This window comes from Vibrio sp. M260121 (assembly GCF_036533715.1).
Classification (GTDB): Bacteria; Pseudomonadota; Gammaproteobacteria; order Enterobacterales; family Vibrionaceae; genus Vibrio.
Window position 1 is genome coordinate 1 of the sequence record NZ_JATABF010000030.1, and the last position, 19,172, is coordinate 19,172.

Here is a 19,172-nt window from a genome sequence, read left to right on the forward strand (position 1 = left end):
TGGAAAGATACCAAGAGGACGGGCAGAGCTTCAATAAAGGCACTTTGGGAAGGATGGTTTAAACTGCAAACCATCCTTGAAGGCTACGAGCTCGCAATGTCTCTTGATCACTAGACTTGTGATCAAGAGACAGGATATGGGAGGCTTTAAAATGTAATCGTCTTTTCTTACGCTTTTTCTACCGCTACTTCTTCTGCCGCTTTCTTTGGTAGAGAGAAGTGCAATAGCGCATAACCGAGCACTGCTGCCGTAGTTGAGCCCATCAAGATACCTAGTCGAGCATAAGTATCGAACTCAGGACTTACGTTACCGAATGCCAGTGATGAGATGAAGATCGACATCGTAAAGCCGATACCACACAGCACTGATACAGCGAAGATATGCATGAAGTTCACGCCTTCTGGCAACTTAGCAATACCCATTTTCACAGCAGCCCAGCAGAATGTGAAGATACCAAGTGGCTTACCAACCAACAGACCCAGTGCAATACCCAGAGGCAGCATAGAAGTCAGACCGGACATCGATACGCCTTCTAGTGAGATACCAGCGTTTGCAAAAGCAAACAGAGGCAAGATACCGAATGCTACGTATGGATGCAGTGCGTGCTCCATGTGTTTCAGTGGAGAGTGCTCGCCCTTCTTACCTTTAAGTGGGATAGCAAAACCGATTACTACACCTGCTAGTGTTGCGTGCACACCAGATTTCAGTACGGCAAACCAAAGGATCGCACCAACTATCATATACGGAGTTAACTTGGTGACGTTTTTCGCGTTCAGCATAAAGAGCACGCCCGTCATGATAAAGCCAACCACCAATGCCATTGTCGATAGATCGCCTGTGTAGAACAACGCGATGATAACAACAACACCAAGGTCATCGATAATAGCCAATGCCAGTAGGAAAACCTTCAGGCTAATTGGCACACGCTTACCAAGAAGCGCCATGATACCTAGAGCGAAGGCAATGTCTGTTGCAGCTGGGATTGCCCAACCAGAAATCGCCTCTGGGTCTCCGGCGTTAAATGCAACATAAACAAGTGCCGGAGCCAACATACCGCCTACCGCTGCAATAGCAGGGAAGATTGCGGTTTCTTTCGATTTTAGTGCGCCTTCAAGTAGCTCGCGCTTTACTTCAAGACCGATTAGTAGGAAGAACACAGCCATCAGGCCATCGTTGATCCAGTGAGAAACTGACATACCAAATACATAAGTATGCAGCATAGCTTGATAAGTTTCGCCAAGTGGGGTGTTAGCAATGGTCATCGCAATTGCCGCAGCAATTACCAGAAGAATACCACCAGCGGATTCCATTTTGAAAAAGTCACGAATGACATCGTTCATGATTTCGCCCTTATATTTATTATCTTAATAAACGATTAACAAAGAATGATGAGAGTGTATAGCTGCTGAAAATTTTAGAATAATCGCTTGTTTAGAGTTTAAACTTCGATTTTTCCGATGTTTCATTTACGAAACATCGTATTTTTCAACAAGAACATAATTATTTACAAGATCTGCCTATCTCCTTATAAGCTCAATCTATTAACATAGACTACTATTAAGTTAGTATAATATCTGAAGAATTTTCGTGATTAACGTGCGGTTTTGCGTCGAAAACTGCGTGTTTCATTAACTAATAAGCCACCCTTCTGGATGGCTTTTTTCGTATCCTAGTAACCGGTGAGTTGCATAAATCCCCAGGCTTCATTGGACCCCGAAGCGAGGATCGGGCCTTCCCAATACGGAATCACAAATGGCAGCCACATGTCCGATTTTATGATCCTCGTCGTCAAATTAATCTTCTGCTCGGGAACATTAATGATCCACTGCAGCGGTAAACGTCGTCCATTAGACAAGTTGGTCACCTGTAGTGGCGTCATGGTTAAATCTTTTTCGGTAAGGTTAATCACCTTGCCAGAACGTGTTGATAGTGTGCCAAATAGATGTGGCACCCGACCATTGTGTCGATAGCGGCTTACTGTCAATGCACGGCCATCATCAAGATTAAATACAAACCAATCCCAACCTTGCTGCCCTTCACCAATCAGACCGCTTCCCCACTCTTTCTGCGTCCATCCAGAGCCAGAGACAGGAATTTCATGACCATTTAAGGTCAGTGTACCTTTTACATTAAGGAACGGCGCACTGAGGCTGAAAGAAGCAATGGATTGAAGAGCGTGTTTAACTTGGAAGCCCTGATCACCATTTACTACAAATGGACCATTGGTTGTGGTGTTCAAATCAAGCGCAAACGTGTCGGTCGCGACGTCTAGGTTACCCGGAAATGGAGTAGAGCCCAACGCTCGCCAATTCCAGTTATCAATCCACAAACGGAACGGACGATTGGTCATCCCAGCTTGGCCAATACCACCACGGGCGACGCGCTGCTCTTTCCATACGTGAGAGCCATTACTAATCACAATGTGGGCAATAAATAAGTGTGGGTTCTGCCAACCTCGAGTATCACGTTCGTCTGTCGCTACGCGGAAATAGCTCCATTGAATGTTGTACACTTTGCCGTGCTTGTCCTGAACCTTAGCAAAGTAGTTCCACCACTCATGCTGGTAATCTGGGTGAAAACGGAAATCATCGGGTAGCGATACATGCTCATCAGGTAGGACTGGTTCGAAAACCGTCTTACTTTCACGTTTGAGTACATCGCTGATCTCACCTTGCTCAGTTGCGGTCGCTTCCGCCCAAAGTGTCAAATACAATGCTACGCCAGTCATCGTGATTGCAACGATACACAACAATACCGAGAGAGATAATCGCTTTTTGGGTTTCATGTTTTTCACTACAGCGCATCCCTCAATGACTTCATTGGCGTGCTCTTAATCATTCTAATCACTGGTAGCGCACCAGCGATCATAATGGCCAGCATTGCCCAAGCGATAGTTTGAGCGTACTCCCAAGGAATGGTTTGCAGCTCCAGCGACCAACCGAATGATTGCTTAATAATGATATCAACGATCAGATGTGCCAGTGCTAAACCCAGTGGTACAGCAATAATGGCGGAGATCATACCGAAGGCAAACAACTGAAGGCCTCCTAACATCACCAATTCTTTACCGGAAACGCCCATACAACGTAGCAATGAGAAATGTCGTTGACGAGAAAACTCGCCCGCTAGCGTTGCGAAGAACAATCCAAATACGGCGATAATCAAAGTGATGTTACCTAGCGTTCCCGCAATAGCAAAAGTATGATCAAACACGCGCATGGCTTGGTTATAGATATTGTTGTTGTCGAACACTCGGTCCTGAGGCAAACGGAACACGTTTTCTAGACGACGCTTCAAGCCCTCTCCGTTAACGTTGTCCTTCACCAAAACGCCAAGCCCTACATTACCTGAGCCTGCAAACGCGTACAGCCAATTACGATGCGACATCATAACTTGGTTGTACGGGTTACCGTAGTCGTAATACACACCAACGACTTGCCACCCTCCACCTAATGGAGGCTGAAGATCAATATAGTCACCCGGGCGAATATCGAGCTTCAAAGCCATGGATTCGCTCACCATTAAGCTCTTCGAATGATGCAAGTGATACCAATAGTTCGGCACACCAAGCTTCACAGTAAGAGAGCCCAACTCTCCTTCTGAAGAACCCGTGCTCACCACTTGTAATGCACCGCGCTCAGTAGGGACATCTTTTTCCCAACGCCACCAAACAGCATCCACTTCGGGTTGCTCTTTTAACCAAGCACTCATGCGTGCTGCTGAGTTATTAGTTGGGTAAATATAGATATCAGCCGCAAGGCGTTGGCTCAGCCACTTATCCGTTGTATCACGGAAGCTGCCCACCATGGTTTCCACACCAATGTTCGCAGCCAATGCGAGCATAAATGCCATGGTTGCTACACCACGATAACTCATACTTGCTGCAGCATCGGCAAAGAACCAACGTACACGAACCCAACGTAGTGAGTAAGAGAAGCTTTGGAACATATGCCACATCAAAAACGGCATAAACAACGCCACACTGATCAGCATGAGTGCGATAATCGCAAATCCCGACTCTTGAGTTTTTGGCGCTTGATAGACGGCAACTGCAGCTACACAGAACGCACACGCCGCGAAAGCCTGCCAAGAGAACTCTCGCCCAGCAAAACGCATCAGAGACAACCGAGAAGAAAGTCGAATCGGTTGTGACTTTAACAAGCGAATCAGCGGCCACAGACACGAAATCAAAGCGCCCATCGCTGACATTGCCAAACTGTACAGGCTCGACTTCCATGACCAGCCAATCGTCAAACCGACGTTTGCGTCATAAAGATCGCTCAAGCTTGAAGAGACAGCAGGGATAAGCTCATTTGCCAAAATAAGACCAAAGAAGTTACCACACGCCCAAGCAACAAGAACAAGGATGGTCAGTTCAAGCATGAGCGCTTGCGCCAATTGCATGCCATTCACCCCCGTTTGACGGAGGATACCAACCAAGCGCTGACGTTGAATAAAAGACAACGACATTGCTTGATAGAAGATGAATAAGCCAACTAAGAACGACAACATACCCATCGCCGTTAAGTTCATATGGAATGCTTTTGTCAGTGACTCTAATTCGGAGCGGCTGTTACGCACCAGTGTCATACCGTTTGGCAGCATATTTTTTAGTGCCAACATTTTCTCTTCGGACATTTCACCACAAGCAATAGCGGACAAACCGGAGCTGCGCTTAAGCATACGAAGAAGAGAAATATCGGTAACGAGGCGAGTGCCAGAGAGTAAGTTGTCCGTATCGACTTTTAGCGGTCCAAGTCGACTGCCATCATTGAGCTCAATAAAGTCGCCATCATTCCATTGCATGTGCGCAGCCAGATCTTGGCTAGCAAGGATAGGATACGGAGGCTTCATTAAAGACAACATAGGAAGGTCTTTAAGTGATTTACCTTGGTGAAGCGGCAACAGCGCTACAGGATCAACGCCTACTAGCATCAGGCTTAAGTCGGCTTTCGTATCGAGATGAAGAATATCAAAAGGCGCACATTGGTTGAAACCAGCGCGACGCAATTGAATATAAAAGCCCTGAGGAATTTTGTTAGCAGAATGCTTAGTACGAATACGGTAAGGCAAAGGGTTTGAAAAAAGTTTCTCACCAGTTTCGTAGCTCTGTTTTGCGTGTTGGTTAATCGATGTCACACCAACAAGGAGTGATACACCTAAGGTTAAACCAAGCCAAACAAGAATAATTTGAAGTGGATAGCGACGGTAATGACCGAGTAGTGCCTTAACTACGGGCCATAACATGCAGCTGTCCTCCTTGAAGACGAATTCTACCTTCCATGTGCTCTGCAACTTTCTCACTGTGCGTAACCAAGAGCAGCGTACACTCTAATTGACGTGCTAGGCTGGTTAGTAGACGCATTACCGCTTCAGCATTACGCTCATCCAAGCTACCTGTCGGCTCATCGGCAAGCAGGATTTTCGGCTCCATATACAAAGCACGAGCAATCGCAGCACGTTGTTGCTGACCACCAGACACTTCTTCAGGGTAACGACCTAAAAGCGGCATAAGATCGAGAGCAGAAAGAATTTGACGCCACAAGCCTTTATCTTCTGGTAAGCCTTTTAATTGACGGCAGAAACGGATGTTGTCAGCGATATTCAAGGTAGGAAGCAGGTTGAACTGCTGGAAGATATTACCAATGTTGTTGCGGCGGTAGAGTGTTCTAAGATGTTCAGGTGCGCTGTGCATTGCAAAGCTAGGGTATTGGATCTCGCCCGAATCGGCAGTATCAAGACCTGCGATAAGGTTAAGGAGCGTACTTTTCCCCGATCCACTTTCACCCATTAATGCGACTTGTTCACCTTGTTGTAATGTTAATTCTGCCCCTTGTAGTACAGGATGAAACTCTCCCCCGTCTACATAGCCTTTACATAGGTCTGACAGTTTTAACATTGATTTTGCCGCTCAAATGGTGTTTAAAAATTGGAATCAGAATCTACACTAAAATGCTGTTGGTAGGAAGTATTTTGAATAGTTGATCACACTATCAGGGTACAAATGCAACTTGTCTCGAGACACCACTCAAGCTTCGATCAAATTTTTCATCCATTTCTTACTCGCCATACGTTGAAAACACGTTCCCCACTTCACCACTTCTTCGGTCAAAAACAGGAGATAAACCCATTGCGGCTCAAAACCAAGGTAGATTGCACCAAAGGCAGCGAGAGGGATACTGATCACCCATTGTGCGATCAAATCCTGATACAAACAGAACTTCACATCCCCACCTGCGCGTAGCACACCAACAATGGCCATCATAGGCACGGAGCGCAGAATCACACCAATAGCCAGAATCACCATAAACTGCTCAGCAAGGTGCCGAGTTTCTGGTGTCAGTGCGCTGAATGCATCGAGAATAAGTTGGTTGGAGAGTAGAAGCAAAATAGCGACAACGATGGCGATGGCTACATTCAGGAACACCGTTGCCCACGCTTGGTAGTAAACCGGACCAAAGTTCTTGGCGCCTAATTGATTGCCCACCAATACCGCAGCAGCGTTAGATGAACCAATCATCATAGCAAGAGCAATCGACTCTACCGGCGTCATTACTGACAATGCCGCTAAGCCTTGCACGCCTGCTTGCCCCATAATCGCGTGATAAGCAAACAAGCCACCCGCCCATGCTAGGAAATTAAATGTTGTCGGAAGGGAAAGTTTTAAGAAACGGGTGATTTTATCCAACACTAAGCTGGCACGAATGTCGTCCAAACCAAAAGCAATGATGTGCTTTTTAAACCACAGATAACTGAATAAACAGGTTACTTCAATAGCACCACTGATGACGGTTGCAATGGCAGCCCCTTTAATACCCATAGCAGGAAAGCCGAATTGGCCAAAAATAAGCACCCAGTTAAGGAAGATATTAGACAGAATGCCGATTCCGCTAAAAAACGTACTTAGACCCGGTTGATGCATAGCACGCAGACCCACAGCCATACTTGCGACACAGGCAACAGCAAACATGCTAACCGATGAAATAACGAGATAATCAGCACCAAGGCGAATCACCTCTTCCGAATCCGTCGTTAGGCGCATAATTGGCTCAGGAAAAAGTACGAACAACACGACAGTGAAAGCAGCGAACACCATGGAGATCATCCAAGTCAATGACGTGCTTTGGCGAACACCGACTTTATCGCCCGCTCCCCAATATTGTGCCGTTAGCAGCGCACCACCCGTTGTCACACCGAGGAGCATAATCGTGGTTACAAAGGTCGCTCTTGCAGCAACGCCGACCGCTGCAATTTCCGCTTCACCCAACTGGCCTAGCATCAAAACGTCCACCAAGCTTCGACTAGAGAACATCATGCTCTGCAAAGTAATAGGTAATGCGATGGCAAACAGTCGACGTAAAAACGACTTATCAGCATGAGTAATCAATTGTGAAAAAAAAGTCATGCACGCTCCGACGACAACTTATTGATAGAACGAGAAAAGTGTCTCATGATTATACCCAGTGGTGACTAATCCACCAGCAATAAAAAGGACTCAGAATGAAAAAGGTGTTGGTACTTGGGGCTTCCGGATACATTGGCTCACAGCTTCTTCCACAACTGCTCGACAAAGGTTACATTGTCACAGCAGCAGCGCGTCATATTGACTATTTAGAATCCCGAACTCAACCACACCAGAATCTCACTCTCACTTATTTAGACCTCGCAGATGCAGAAGCGACACTCGAAGTCGTAAATGATTTTGATTTGGTGTTCTTCCTTGTGCACGGTATGGCACAAGGTCACGACTTTGTTGAATACGAGTTAAACCTCGCAGAGAACTTCAAAAATGCGCTTGAGAAAAGTCGCGTAGAACACGTGATCTACTTGAGTGCAATTCAGCCCCAAACCGGCAACTCTCAACACTTAGCGGCACGCAAAGCGACGGGGAAGATCATTCGTCAAGCTGGCGTTCCTGTTACCGAGCTTCGTGCAGGCGTGATTATTGGGCCAGGATCTGCGGCATTCGAGATCATGCGTGACTTCGTCTATAACCTGCCAATTCTGATAGCACCTAAGTGGGTCGATTCCAAAGCCAACCCAATCGCCCTACCCAACCTCAATCACTACTTGCTTAAACTGGCAGAAACTAAACCGACAGAAAGTGAGATCTATGAAGTTGGTGGGCTGGACACATTAAGTTATCGCGAGCAATTTGAAGTCATTTGTAAAATCACGAAAAAACCTTACCGACTTTGGTCAACCCCACTGCTGACACCTAAAATGGCATCGTATTGGTTAGCCATTGTGACATCAGTTCCTGCAAGTATTGGTAAAGCGCTGCTTGCTGGTTTGGAGCACGATTACATTGCCGATACCAGAGCCATTCACGAACGATTTCCACAAGAGCTAATCAGCTATGAGCAGTCCGTAGCGGACACCATCGCTACGGAAGGAACTTTTGTGCGCAGTAATGTATGGGGGTTTGAACCAGCAGCACTCAAACGTTGGCAACCGGGCTACGGCTATTACCCAAAACAGGCAGGAGCAAGCATTAAGACAAAAGCTTCTGCAGAATCACTTTGGAAGGTCGCACAAAAGATCGGGAGCCCCGAAAAAGGCTATTACTTTGCCAACATCCTTTGGCGCACCCGAGAGTGGCTTGATATCTTCTTTGGTGGAGGTAAACCCATTCGAGTTTCACCACCAGGGCCAGAGCTCAAGGTGGGTGATTTCATTGATTCATGGAAGGTGATTCGCTGCGAAGAGAACCAGTTCCTCTCACTGTTTTTCGGTATGAAAGGGCCGGGACTTGGTCGTTTAGAAATTACAATCAAAGACGATGGCGAAGAGCGCGAGTTTGATATCACCGCATGGTGGCACCCGCAGGGCTTCCCCGGTTTGCTTTATTGGTTTGCGATGATGCCAGCACACCTATTTATCTTTAAAGGAATGGTGAAAGCCATCGCCAAAGAAGCAGAAGTGCTAGGAAGCCAAAGCAAAGTCCAACCTGACGGTTAAGTCAATAATCGGCGGATATTTTCTAGATGAGCGAGTATTTCTTGCTTGTCATAAAGCGTGTCCGCCTTTGCTGATGTGCTTTGTCGTTCAACCAAGCTGATTGGCAATACTTCTGACACAACGCCTTGCCCTTTTTCCATCTGACTCAGTACTAACTTGACCGCCCTACGTCCAAGTTCATTGAAATCTTGCTTAATCGTTGTCAGAGGGGGTGAGAAAAACTGGCTGTCTTGAATGCCATCGAACCCAACCACAGAGACGGTTTTAGGTACATTAATACCCGCCTCCGAAAGCGCGCATAACACGCCAAGCGCCATCTGATCATTCGCCACCAATACAGCATCAAAAGGCACACCTTTTAACACGGCGTCTTTAATAGCGTTGTAGCCACTGGCTGCTTGCCAATCTCCCTCATAGTATGCCGCTTGCACCAATTCATGTTGCTGAATCTGTGATTGCCATTCTTGGTAACGAATCTGAGAAGCCGTAGATGCCTTGGGGCCAGAAATACACACGAAGGATTCGCGCTTATGTTCGATCAAATGAGAGATCGCCAAATTTGCCCCAGATTTATGATCACAACTGAGAGAATTGACGGGCGTCCCCTCGGGTACATCAATAAAAACCAGCGTGAGCTGACTGAACTGCTCCACAAGGTTTTCTGCCATCTCTCTGGTTACCGGGGCGTTGATGATAATGGCATCAACTTGCTGGGCAATGAGCTCTCGGATTGCACTACGGAATTCCTCAACGGAGTTGTCACCTAACACTGCCAGCGCCGTCGCGTAATCCATCTCATGCGCTTGGTTGCGAACACCATTAGCAATAAGAGCCACACCGTGCAGTGAGATATCCAAAGAAACAATACCGATGATCCGCGACTTCGCTCGGCTCAACATTTGTGCCCCTTTGTTCGGCACATAGCCAAGCTTTTTGATTGCGTCGTTGACTCGCTTTCGTGTTTCTTCTGCGACGTTATCCGCGCCGTTGGTTACGCGCGACACGGTTTGCGTCGATACTCCAGCTAACCGTGCAACATCTTTAAACGTAACTGCCACTGCGTTCTCCTATTCTGATTTGCTGTTCACTCTACCAAATTCATTCGAATGTTCTCGTGAACAATGTCGTAAAAAACATGAAAAAATGTTCCCGAAAACAGCAGATCTAGCACACAAAACCACGTTCTAAAACCTGTTCAAAGTCACATTTAAACGGCTATTTAATCGAAATAAAACCAAATAAGCGCATGATTATTTGCAGATTAAATGTTTGCGAAAACAGAGAAACAACATGCAAAAAATTGTTCACTTAAAATCCAAGAATCACAGCATGATCATTAAAGTGGATCGTGTTCCTGAAATCCTTCATTGGGGAGCAAAGATCGCGCAAATCGATCCCGATTTAATGCTCTCAACCGAGCGTCCTATCTCGCAGGCTCGTCTTGATGTCGACGTACCGTTATCACTTTGCCCTGAGCTTGGTAGTGGTCACTTTAATGCGCCTGGGATTGAAGGGCATCGCAATGGCGAAGACTGGGCTCCCGTGTTCACAACCACATCCATAGAGCACTATGACAACAGCGCGACATTTACTCTGCAAGATGACATTGCTGGTCTTGAATTATTGATTGAGCTACAACTCGACTTTAACAGTGATGTGGTACAAAAACGCATCACCGTAACAAACACAACTGCCGGTGAGTATTGCTTGGGTAAGCTCTCCTCTACTCTGCCACTTCCTAACCATGCAAACGAGCTGATGACGTTCCACGGACGCTGGTGTCATGAGTTTCAAACTCAGCGTTTGAGCTTTGAGCATGGTGGCTTTATGCAAGAAAACCGCCGCGGTCGCACCTCTCACGAAAACTTCCCAGGTTTGTTCACGGGCACCAATGGCTTTAGTGAGCAATTGGGGCAAGTTTGGGGCTTCCACCTTGGTTGGAGTGGTAACCATCAACTGCGTGCCGATGTTCGTAGTGACGGTCGCCGTTTTGTTCAAGCAGGTGAACTACTGCTGTCTGGTGAAAAGCGCCTACAAAGCGGTGAAACCTACCAATCACCATGGCTTTACGCGACATACAGTAACTCGGGTTTGAATGGAATATCAGAGCGATTCCACGAGTTCGTTCGTGCCAATATTATTCAATTTCCAAACAACAAGCCTCGTCCTGTTCATTTAAACACGTGGGAAGGCATCTACTTCGATCATAAACCTGAATACATCATGCAGATGGCAACTGAAGCTGCTGAGATGGGTGTCGAGCGCTTCATCATTGATGATGGTTGGTTCATAGGTCGTGATGGCGAACGCGCTGCACTCGGTGACTGGTACTTGGATGAAACAAAGTACCCAAATGGTCTTGAGCCTGTCATCGAGCACGTAAACAACAAAGGCATGGAGTTTGGTCTTTGGGTAGAGCCAGAGATGGTCAACCAAGACTCAAACCTCTATCGACAACACCCAGATTGGGTATTGGGTCTACAAGGCTACCACCAGCCTTCTGGTCGTTGGCAATACGTGTTGGATTTGCAAAACCAAGATTGCTTCAACTACCTGTTTGAGCGTTTGAACGACTTACTGACTCGCTACAACATCGGCTATCTGAAATGGGACATGAACCGTGAATTGGTTCAACCGGGGCACCAAGGTAAACCTGCTGTGCATGGTCAAACTAAAGCGCTTTACCGCTTGCTGGACGAGCTTCAAGCAGCGCACCCTGCGGTTGAAATTGAGTCTTGCTCTTCGGGTGGTGGTCGTATTGATTTTGAAATCCTTAAACGCACTCACCGTTTCTGGGCTTCTGATTGTAACGATGCGCTGGAACGTCAAGCGATTCAACGTGGTATGAGCTACTTCTTCCCACCTGAAGTCATGGGTGCTCACATTGGTCCAGCAGAGTGTCACTCAACCAATCGTCGCCATGCGATCAACATGCGTGGCGTGACGGCGTTAAGTGGTCACATGGGTGTGGAGCTCGATCCAGTAAAAGAAAGCGCGGAAGAAAAACAAGCGTTTGCTCATTACATTCAATTGCACAAACAGTATCGCGATTTGCTTCATTCAGGACGTACTTTCCGCATCGATCCTGCCGATCAAAACCAGAACATCTATGGCGTTGAGAACGGACAAGAAATGCTGATTACGGTGTGTCAGCTGGCAATGCCAAATCATGCGCTGCCATCTCCACTTCGCGTTAGCTGTGCGGATGAAAACGCCCGTTACGAAGTCAAGATTGTTGAAATGCCAAAAACCAGCTTCCAGTTGATGAAGCAACGTCCGCAATGGCTAGACAAAACCCTGACGTTAAGTGGCGATAACTTAAAGGAAATTGGGTTGACGCTTCCGATTCTCGACCCTGAATCGGCACTGATTGTACACCTTAAGAAAATTTAAACCTCTATCTGTGCCCTCTAGCGACCGGGTTTCAACTTCGCGTTGTTCCTGATAAAACACTCCTATACGCGCTAGAGGGACACCCTACAACTAACAAGCAAAACTTAATTGCTTAACTTGTTAAGGAAACAAAATGTCTATTACAGTATTACTTTCGTTCTTGCTGTTTACAGGCTTTGTTGTGGTGTTCACTTACAGCAAAGTTAAAAACGATAAAAACACCTCTCAAGATGGCTTCTTCCTTGGTGGACGAAGCTTAACAGGCAGTCTGATTGCCAGCTCCTTGATTCTGACCAACCTGAGTGCCACCAGCTTTGTTGGCATGAGTGCACAATCCTACACCCACAACATGAGTGTGATGGGTTGGGAAGTGGCCTCTGGCGTCACACTGGTTATCATTGCGCTGCTGCTTGTCCCTCGCTACCTCAAGCAAGGTATCACCACCATTCCTGACTTCTTAGAAAGCCGTTACGACATGTCGGTGAAGAAGTTCGTTACCCTGTTGTTCTTGTGCCAATACGTCATCAACATTCTACCTACCACTCTTTACGCTGGCGCAGTGGTACTGGGCGAAATCTTTGATGTGCAAGGTTTATTGGGTATTTCTGAGTTCAGCTCTATCGCCCTTATTTCTGCCACTATTGGTTTGCTGGGTTTCTTTTACGCGATTTACGGCGGTCTAAAAGCCGTGGTAATTGCAGACACGATCAATGGCGTAGGCTTGATCACTGGCGGTTTGATGATCCCTGTATTTGGTCTGATGGCATTAGGCGGCGGTAACTTTATGGAAGGTTTAGACGTATTGCTGACTGCCGCCCCAGAAAAGCTGCAATCCGTAGGTAAAGAAACCGATCCACTGCCGTTCTCTACCCTGTTCACAGGTCTATTGTTGGTGAACTTGTACTACTGGGGTACTGACCAATCTATTATCCAACGTGCACTTGGCGCGAAGAACCTGAAAGAAGGTCAGAAAGGTGTGATTCTCGCGGGTGCGATTAAAGTTATCTCTCCACTTTTCCTAATCATTCCGGGCATCATTGCTTTCCATATGTTTGGCGCAGATGCAGGCAACCCAGACACGATGTACACACGCTTGGTGAACGAGGTATTGCCTAAGCCGCTTGTTGGTTTCTTTGTTGCGGTCATGTTTGGCGCTATCTTAAGTACCTTTAACGGCGTATTGAACAGCTCAACAACCTTGTTTGCTTTGAATGTTTACAAACCATTATTTGGCAAAGACAAATCGGATGAGGAGTTGGTCGGTAAAGGTCGTATCTTCGGTGTTATCATTGCGATCATTTCGGTCTGTATTGCCCCTTTCATCATGTACGCACCAGAAGGCTTGTTCCAATACCTACAAATGGTTGCGGGCTTCTTTAGTGTGCCTATCTTCACCATCGTGTTTGTGGGTTACATTTCAAAACGTGTTCCTGCTATTGCCGCTAAAGTTGCTTTGGTCGTATTTGTTAGCTCTTACGCTGCGATGCAATTGGTCTTTGGTACACCAATCCACTTCCTACACCAATTGGCGATTCTATTCGTCGTGTGTACTGCTCTGATGTTTGCGATTGGTCACTTCATGCCACGTGAAACAGACTACGTAATGCCTGTAAATGAGAATATCGATGTGACGCCGTGGTCATTCCGCTTTGAAGCATCAGCGGTCATCATCTACATGGTATTGGGCGCTTACGTAATGTTCTCAGACTTCGGTTTTGTCTCAAGCGATCCGACTATCATGCAAGTGTACGGGTTCTGTGGTCTGGTCTTGATGTTCGGTGTGGTTTCTAACTACTTCATCAAGCGTAGAAAGCATAAGCAAGTGACTAAACTGAATGACATGTACATGCCATAAATAAGATCGATAAGTCACGGATATAAAAAATCGGAGCACAGGCTCCGATTTTTTATGATGCGATAGATGAATTAGTCTGCTTTAAATGACAGTGGAATCTCTGCCAATTGATTGCCTTCGTTCGCAGGGAAGATAAGGTACTCACCGTGGTATTTCACCATCGATTTGTAGTCGGTTACTTTGTGAACCATGTAGCCTGCTTGCGATGCTTTCTCAACAAACTCCGCATGGTTACCACGAACAAACCAACTCATCGGTTTTACCAGTCGCTCACCATCAAAACAGCTTTCACATTGGTCTGCACACAATGCCAATGAGTTCTGCCCTTCAGTAAAGATTTGTACTTTACCGCAACCGACTAGTTGCTCAGATGTAGACACTTCCCAGCCAGCCTGTTCCATAAGATCCAAGAACGCTTCAATGTCAGAGTCTTTGATAACTTTAGGCTCTTCACCTTCTGGGAAAAACTGCGCGTAAAAGCCAGAGATACGTTTGAAGATGAATAGCAAACCGGCATCGTTACCTTTTGAACGACCAGCTTTCTGCCAACGTGTTAGGTCATCACCCACTGTGCGCCCAAAGCGTTGTGATTTCAGCGCCTTTGTGACCCAACGTACCAAGTAGTGGTTGTTAGCAACTGGCGCATTGGCCAATTTGCCTGAGCGATGCTCTTGGTCTAAATCTGCCAAAGCAGCGTTAACTAAATTTTGAATTTCTTTGGTGTAATTAGACATTACGCCTTTCTTCCTAAAGTCCAATAAAACAGTGCAGACAGCACTGAACAAGCAAACATAACAACGATCATCGGCCACGCAACGCCACCGGGCATTGCTGCAACAAGCGCACCAATCAATGAACCTGTGCCAAAGCGCAGAGTACCAGCAAGTGAAGATGCAGTGCCTGCCATCGTTGGGTAGCCACTTAACAGCAGCGCCATCGAGTTACTACCAATCGTAGACAAGGTTCCAATAAACAGCACTACAAATGGCACGATGCCCCACAAACCAAGATCAAGCATCCAGCCGACAAACAGGCCAATACCCGCAATCAACTGCACGGTTAGTCCGAAACGTAGCATGAAGTGCGAACCGACCTTTTTCACCATGCGACCATTTAGACTGGTCATGATGATCATCGCTACGATGTTCAAACCAAATAGGTAACCAAATTGGTCAGGTCGAACACCATATAAATCAATATAAACAAACGAACCCGCAGTCAGGAATGCAAACATACCTGAGAACGAGAACGCACCTGAAAGCATTAAGCCCAATGCCTCAGGGTTAGAACACAGGCGCGCATAGTTACGAATCGTGGTTCTGAATCTTAGTGGCTGACGGTTTTCTGGCTTAAGCGTTTCTGGGATCATCCACAGAACAAGCAAAATCACTACAACAGCGAAGATAGCGAGTACCCAGAAGATCGAACGCCAGCCGAACCAAATCGCTAGATGGCCACCAATCATCGGCGCTACCAAAGGCGCAATCGTAATCACCAAGGTCACGAACGACATAGCACGCGCGAAATCTTCACGGTCAAACATGTCTCGTACAACCGCTTGGATAATCACAGCCGCTGCCGCACCAGCAAAACCTTGCGCCGTACGCACATAAGTTAGCGCATCGATACCGTTAGTGGTCGCACTGACTACCGCTGCCAAACCAAAAAAGAGCACACCTAAAATGAGTACAGGTCGGCGACCATAGCTATCCGCTAACGGACCATGAATCAACTGACCTATTGCAAAACCTGCCGTATAAGCCGTTAACGTAATCTGTACCGCACCTGGGGTTACACCAAGATCTTTCGCGATGGTTGGCATAGCTGGTAGGTACATATCGATAGCAAGTGGCGTCAACGCACCAATTGCACCGAGTACAAGAAACAATAAAAAACTGATTTGTGACTGGGGAGCACTTTGGGCTTTTTCTGTCATTGCCTTACCTCTTGTTGTGTCCTCCCATCAACATTCCACATTGATTGAGATAGATGATTGACGCTTCTCTCACCCTGAATCCGTAACCGTCACGAATTACAGCGCATAGTCTCCTTACTATTGAGAAGATCATAAAAGACGAAAGTATACCAAGATGGTCTTGACTAACTCGACGCTAAAAACTGCATGATCAGTATGCAGAACGACAAAGTAACCGAGCTAAAACGAAGAGGCGGTAATATGAACACCGTCTGTACTTATCGTCAGTAAGGACCAACAAGAGAAAAGGATTTCTCAGACTAAATACAGTTCTGCCTGCGTTTACGAGCGGCGAATAAGCATCTTACTCAGACACTAAGACTTATTTGGTAGGAACCACCATTCTGAGTGATTTCTCATCAAAAGACTAGTTCCTATCAGGAATCAAACAATTTCCCAGAACAGTGATTATTTCCAACCAGATTGAGTTATTTTACAACTGATTCAACTTCTTCTTCTGTTAAGAAGCGGTAATCACCCGGCTCAAGTGCTTCATCCAGCACAATAGAACCAATACGTTCACGGTGAAGATGTTCAACCTTGTTACCAAGCGCAGCAAACATACGTTTCACTTGGTGGTATTTGCCTTCCACAATCGTTAGCAGCACTTCGTTTTCGGCTTCGTTTACGATCTCAAGGTGTGCTGGCAGTGTTGGCTCACGCTCGTTGCGTAGCTCAATACCTTCGGCAAACTTCTCAACGTAATCAGGTTGAATCGCATCCACTAGCCATACGCGGTACGTCTTCTCACATTTGTGTTTTGGTGACGTAATACGGTGCGACCATTGACCATCGTCTGTGATCAGCACAAGACCGGTAGTGTCCACATCCAAACGACCAGCAAAGTGCAAGTTTTCTACCTTTGGCTCATCCAGTAGAACGAATGCCGTTGGGTTGTGCCCATCTTCATGCGAACACACAAAGTCCGCAGGCTTGTACAACATGATGTAACGAGGGCCAGGAGCACCAACTTCGCGCCCTTCCCATTCAACCACACCACCTTCTGGTACTTTGAATGCACCACTCTTTTGTACTTCACCATCAACCGTTATTTCACCACTTTTGATGATCTTCGTTGCCTGCTTGCGAGTCGCACCCAGTCCATCACACAAATATTTATCTAAACGCATGAATACCTCTAATGTTTAAGGTCGGGTATTATAGCGATCCTAATTCGAATAGTTGAGCAATTTCACAGATTTTCATGTACACCCTTCGCCCCTACCAAGCCGACTCTGTAAAAGCGGTGATTCACTATTTTCGTAAACACACCACACCAGCGGTCATTGTACTGCCTACTGGTGCAGGTAAAAGCTTGGTCATTGCAGAGTTAGCAAGGCTTGCAAAAGGTCGAGTACTGGTACTTGCTCACGTAAAAGAGCTGGTGGAACAGAATCACGCCAAGTACGAAGGTTACGGACTAAAAGGCTCAATATTCTCGGCAGGTCTCGGACGTAAAGAGACCGATCAGCAAGTGGTGTTTGCCTCGGTTCAATCCGTGGTGCGCAACCTGGATTCTTTCAAGAACCAGTTTTCTTTACTGGTGATTGACGAATGTCATCGCGTGCCAGACGAGAAAACCAGTAGCTATCAAAAAGTGATCACTCATCTAAGAGAGCTCAATCCCGGCATCAAAGTATTAGGCTTAACCGCCACGCCTTATCGCTTGGGTATGGGATGGATTTATCAGTACCATACCCGTGGACAGGTTCGAACAGAAGAGTCACGCTTTTTCCGTGACTGCATCTTCGAGCTCCCTATTCGTTACTTACTGGATGAAAACTTCTTAACACCTGCTCGTATGATGGACGCCCCCGTCTTATCTTATGACTTCTCGCAGCTAAAGCCAGCCAATACGGGTCGCTACAAAGAAGCCGAAATGGACATGGTGATCGACAAAGCTAAACGTGCGACACCACAGATCGTTGAACAAATCATTCAATACGCCAAAGAACGTAAAGGCGTGATGGTGTTTGCAGCCACGGTTCGTCATGCGCAAGAAATACACGGCCTGTTGCCAGAAGGCGAAACCGCGATAGTGATTGGTGACACGCCGACACCCGAACGCGATGCCATTATTCAATCGTTCAAGAATCGTGAGATAAAGTACTTGGTCAACGTATCCGTTCTGACCACGGGCTTTGATGCACCACATGTAGATTTAATCGCGATTCTTCGCCCTACCGAGTCGGTCAGCTTGTATCAGCAAATTGTTGGTCGTGGGTTGCGTCTCTCGGAAGGCAAATCAGAATGTCTCGTACTGGATTACGCTGGTAACAGCTACGATTTATATCAGCCTGAAGTGGGCGATCCGAAGCCAGATTCCACTAGCGAGATCATCACCATCCCTTGCCCTGCTTGCGGCTTTAATAACAACTTCTGGGGCAAGTTAGACAGCAATGGCTTTTTGCTTGAGCACTTTGGTCGTCGCTGCCAAGGATATTTTGAGGACGATGAGACAGGAGAGCGTGAACACTGCGGTTACCGTTTTAGAGCCAAATACTGCGGTGAGTGCGGTGCTGATAACGATATTGCAGCGCGTATTTGCCATGAGTGCGACGCGACATTGGTTGACCCAGACAAAAAGCTCAAAGAGGCATTGAATCTAAAAGATGCGCTGATCTTTGAATGCACAGAGATGGACTTGTCGGTGTTTAAATCTAGTGATGGCAAGTCACAGTTGAAAGTGACGTATTCTGGTGAAACCTATCAAGGCGAAGGGAACGCATTGGTGCACGAATTCTGGTCACTGAATACCAAGAAACAGAAGCAAACCTTTAAAGACCAGTTTGTTCGTCCCCACCTTGCAGATAAACATCGCCCGTTTGAAGAAGCGTCGCCAACTAAAGTAGTGGCCAACCAGCATCGTTTCCGTCTGCCGCAATTTGTTATTGCCCGAAAATCAGGTCGTTTCTGGAAGCTACGCGATAAGATCTTTGATGACGAACTCAAACAGTAAAAATTCAGGCATCACCCAGCCATAAAACG

The 19,172-nt window shown here is 46.6% G+C and carries 13 protein-coding genes; 4 read left to right on the forward strand and 9 right to left on the reverse strand.

The features are described 5' to 3' along the window. Positions 1-167 precede the first annotated feature (167 nt). From nhaA to QTO06_RS16025, 5 genes are all read right to left on the reverse strand, one after another. Entirely contained in the window at positions 168-1,340 is a 1,173-nt protein-coding gene (gene nhaA, locus QTO06_RS16005) for a Na+/H+ antiporter NhaA (protein ID WP_331408882.1), read from the reverse strand. A 329-nt stretch (positions 1,341-1,669) separates the two neighbouring features. Continuing rightward, positions 1,670-2,794 (reverse strand): lipocalin-like domain-containing protein, encoded by a 1,125-nt coding sequence (locus QTO06_RS16010; RefSeq protein WP_331408883.1) that lies wholly within the window; start codon positions 2,792-2,794, stop codon positions 1,670-1,672. Beyond that, a complete protein-coding gene (locus tag QTO06_RS16015; protein WP_331408884.1) occupies positions 2,794-5,247 on the reverse strand; it encodes an ABC transporter permease in 2,454 nt (817 codons plus the stop codon). Before QTO06_RS16015 ends, QTO06_RS16010 begins: the two co-directional genes overlap by 1 nt. Further along, positions 5,228-5,899: an ABC transporter ATP-binding protein gene (locus tag QTO06_RS16020; protein ID WP_005428554.1), complete on the reverse strand. Its 672-nt coding sequence runs from the start codon at positions 5,897-5,899 to the stop codon at positions 5,228-5,230. The genes QTO06_RS16015 and QTO06_RS16020 overlap by 20 nt, the downstream gene beginning before the upstream one ends. Before the next feature lie 129 nt (positions 5,900-6,028). After that, positions 6,029-7,405 (reverse strand): MATE family efflux transporter, encoded by a 1,377-nt coding sequence (locus QTO06_RS16025; RefSeq protein ID WP_331408885.1) that lies wholly within the window; start codon positions 7,403-7,405, stop codon positions 6,029-6,031. A gap of 95 nt (positions 7,406-7,500) precedes the next feature. Here QTO06_RS16025 and QTO06_RS16030 point away from each other — a divergent pair, with 95 nt between their 5' ends. After that, positions 7,501-8,961 carry a DUF2867 domain-containing protein gene (locus QTO06_RS16030; RefSeq protein ID WP_331408886.1) on the forward strand — a complete coding sequence of 487 codons (1,461 nt, stop codon included), beginning with the start codon at positions 7,501-7,503 and terminating at the stop codon, positions 8,959-8,961. Here the strand turns inward: QTO06_RS16030 and QTO06_RS16035 are convergent. Next, positions 8,958-10,019, reverse strand: coding sequence for a LacI family DNA-binding transcriptional regulator (locus QTO06_RS16035; protein WP_331408888.1), 1,062 nt, complete (start codon positions 10,017-10,019; stop codon positions 8,958-8,960). The two genes, QTO06_RS16030 and QTO06_RS16035, sit on opposite strands and share 4 nt — an antisense overlap. 232 nt (positions 10,020-10,251) lie before the next feature. On the opposite strand from QTO06_RS16035, the gene QTO06_RS16040 reads away from it, so the two are divergent. Together QTO06_RS16040 and QTO06_RS16045 are read left to right on the forward strand one after the other, a co-directional pair. Further along, positions 10,252-12,354 carry an alpha-galactosidase gene (locus QTO06_RS16040; protein ID WP_331408889.1) on the forward strand — a complete coding sequence of 701 codons (2,103 nt, stop codon included), beginning with the start codon at positions 10,252-10,254 and terminating at the stop codon, positions 12,352-12,354. Positions 12,355-12,487: 133 nt separating this feature from the next. Next, positions 12,488-14,209, forward strand: a complete 1,722-nt coding sequence (locus tag QTO06_RS16045; protein ID WP_331408890.1) for a solute:sodium symporter family transporter — start codon at positions 12,488-12,490, stop codon at positions 14,207-14,209. 71 nt (positions 14,210-14,280) lie between these two features. Here QTO06_RS16045 and QTO06_RS16050 read toward each other — a convergent pair whose 3' ends face one another. The 3 genes from QTO06_RS16050 to rsuA all read right to left on the reverse strand — a co-directional run bounded on the left by QTO06_RS16050 (position 14,281) and on the right by rsuA (position 17,314). After that, the gene (locus QTO06_RS16050; protein WP_331408892.1) at positions 14,281-14,943 is read right to left on the reverse strand and encodes a DUF2913 family protein; all 663 of its coding nucleotides are present in this window, start codon (positions 14,941-14,943) and stop codon (positions 14,281-14,283) included. Beyond that, the gene (locus QTO06_RS16055; RefSeq protein ID WP_331408894.1) at positions 14,943-16,145 is read right to left on the reverse strand and encodes a Bcr/CflA family multidrug efflux MFS transporter; all 1,203 of its coding nucleotides are present in this window, start codon (positions 16,143-16,145) and stop codon (positions 14,943-14,945) included. The genes QTO06_RS16050 and QTO06_RS16055 overlap by 1 nt, the downstream gene beginning before the upstream one ends. 467 nt (positions 16,146-16,612) lie before the next feature. After that, positions 16,613-17,314 (reverse strand): 16S rRNA pseudouridine(516) synthase RsuA, encoded by a 702-nt coding sequence (rsuA, locus tag QTO06_RS16060; protein WP_005529225.1) that lies wholly within the window; start codon positions 17,312-17,314, stop codon positions 16,613-16,615. 74 nt (positions 17,315-17,388) lie between these two features. Here rsuA and QTO06_RS16065 point away from each other — a divergent pair, with 74 nt between their 5' ends. Further along, entirely contained in the window at positions 17,389-19,143 is a 1,755-nt protein-coding gene (locus tag QTO06_RS16065; protein WP_331408896.1) for a DEAD/DEAH box helicase, read from the forward strand. Positions 19,144-19,172: the final 29 nt, after the last annotated feature.

Bases quoted from the DNA above. Each gene is read 5' to 3' on its own strand.
- nhaA (WP_331408882.1), bottom strand. From the start codon at position 1,340: ATGAACGATGTCATTCGTGACTTTTTCAAAATGGAATCCGCTGGTGGT.
- QTO06_RS16015 (WP_331408884.1), bottom strand. From the start codon at position 5,247: ATGTTATGGCCCGTAGTTAAGGCACTACTCGGTCATTACCGTCGCTAT.
- QTO06_RS16020 (WP_005428554.1), bottom strand. From the start codon at position 5,899: ATGTTAAAACTGTCAGACCTATGTAAAGGCTATGTAGACGGGGGAGAG.
- QTO06_RS16025 (WP_331408885.1), bottom strand. From the start codon at position 7,405: ATGACTTTTTTTTCACAATTGATTACTCATGCTGATAAGTCGTTTTTA.
- QTO06_RS16030 (WP_331408886.1), top strand. From the start codon at position 7,501: ATGAAAAAGGTGTTGGTACTTGGGGCTTCCGGATACATTGGCTCACAG.
- QTO06_RS16040 (WP_331408889.1), top strand. From the start codon at position 10,252: ATGCAAAAAATTGTTCACTTAAAATCCAAGAATCACAGCATGATCATT.
- QTO06_RS16045 (WP_331408890.1), top strand. From the start codon at position 12,488: ATGTCTATTACAGTATTACTTTCGTTCTTGCTGTTTACAGGCTTTGTT.
- QTO06_RS16050 (WP_331408892.1), bottom strand. From the start codon at position 14,943: ATGTCTAATTACACCAAAGAAATTCAAAATTTAGTTAACGCTGCTTTG.
- QTO06_RS16055 (WP_331408894.1), bottom strand. From the start codon at position 16,145: ATGACAGAAAAAGCCCAAAGTGCTCCCCAGTCACAAATCAGTTTTTTA.
- rsuA (WP_005529225.1), bottom strand. From the start codon at position 17,314: ATGCGTTTAGATAAATATTTGTGTGATGGACTGGGTGCGACTCGCAAG.
- QTO06_RS16065 (WP_331408896.1), top strand. From the start codon at position 17,389: ATGTACACCCTTCGCCCCTACCAAGCCGACTCTGTAAAAGCGGTGATT.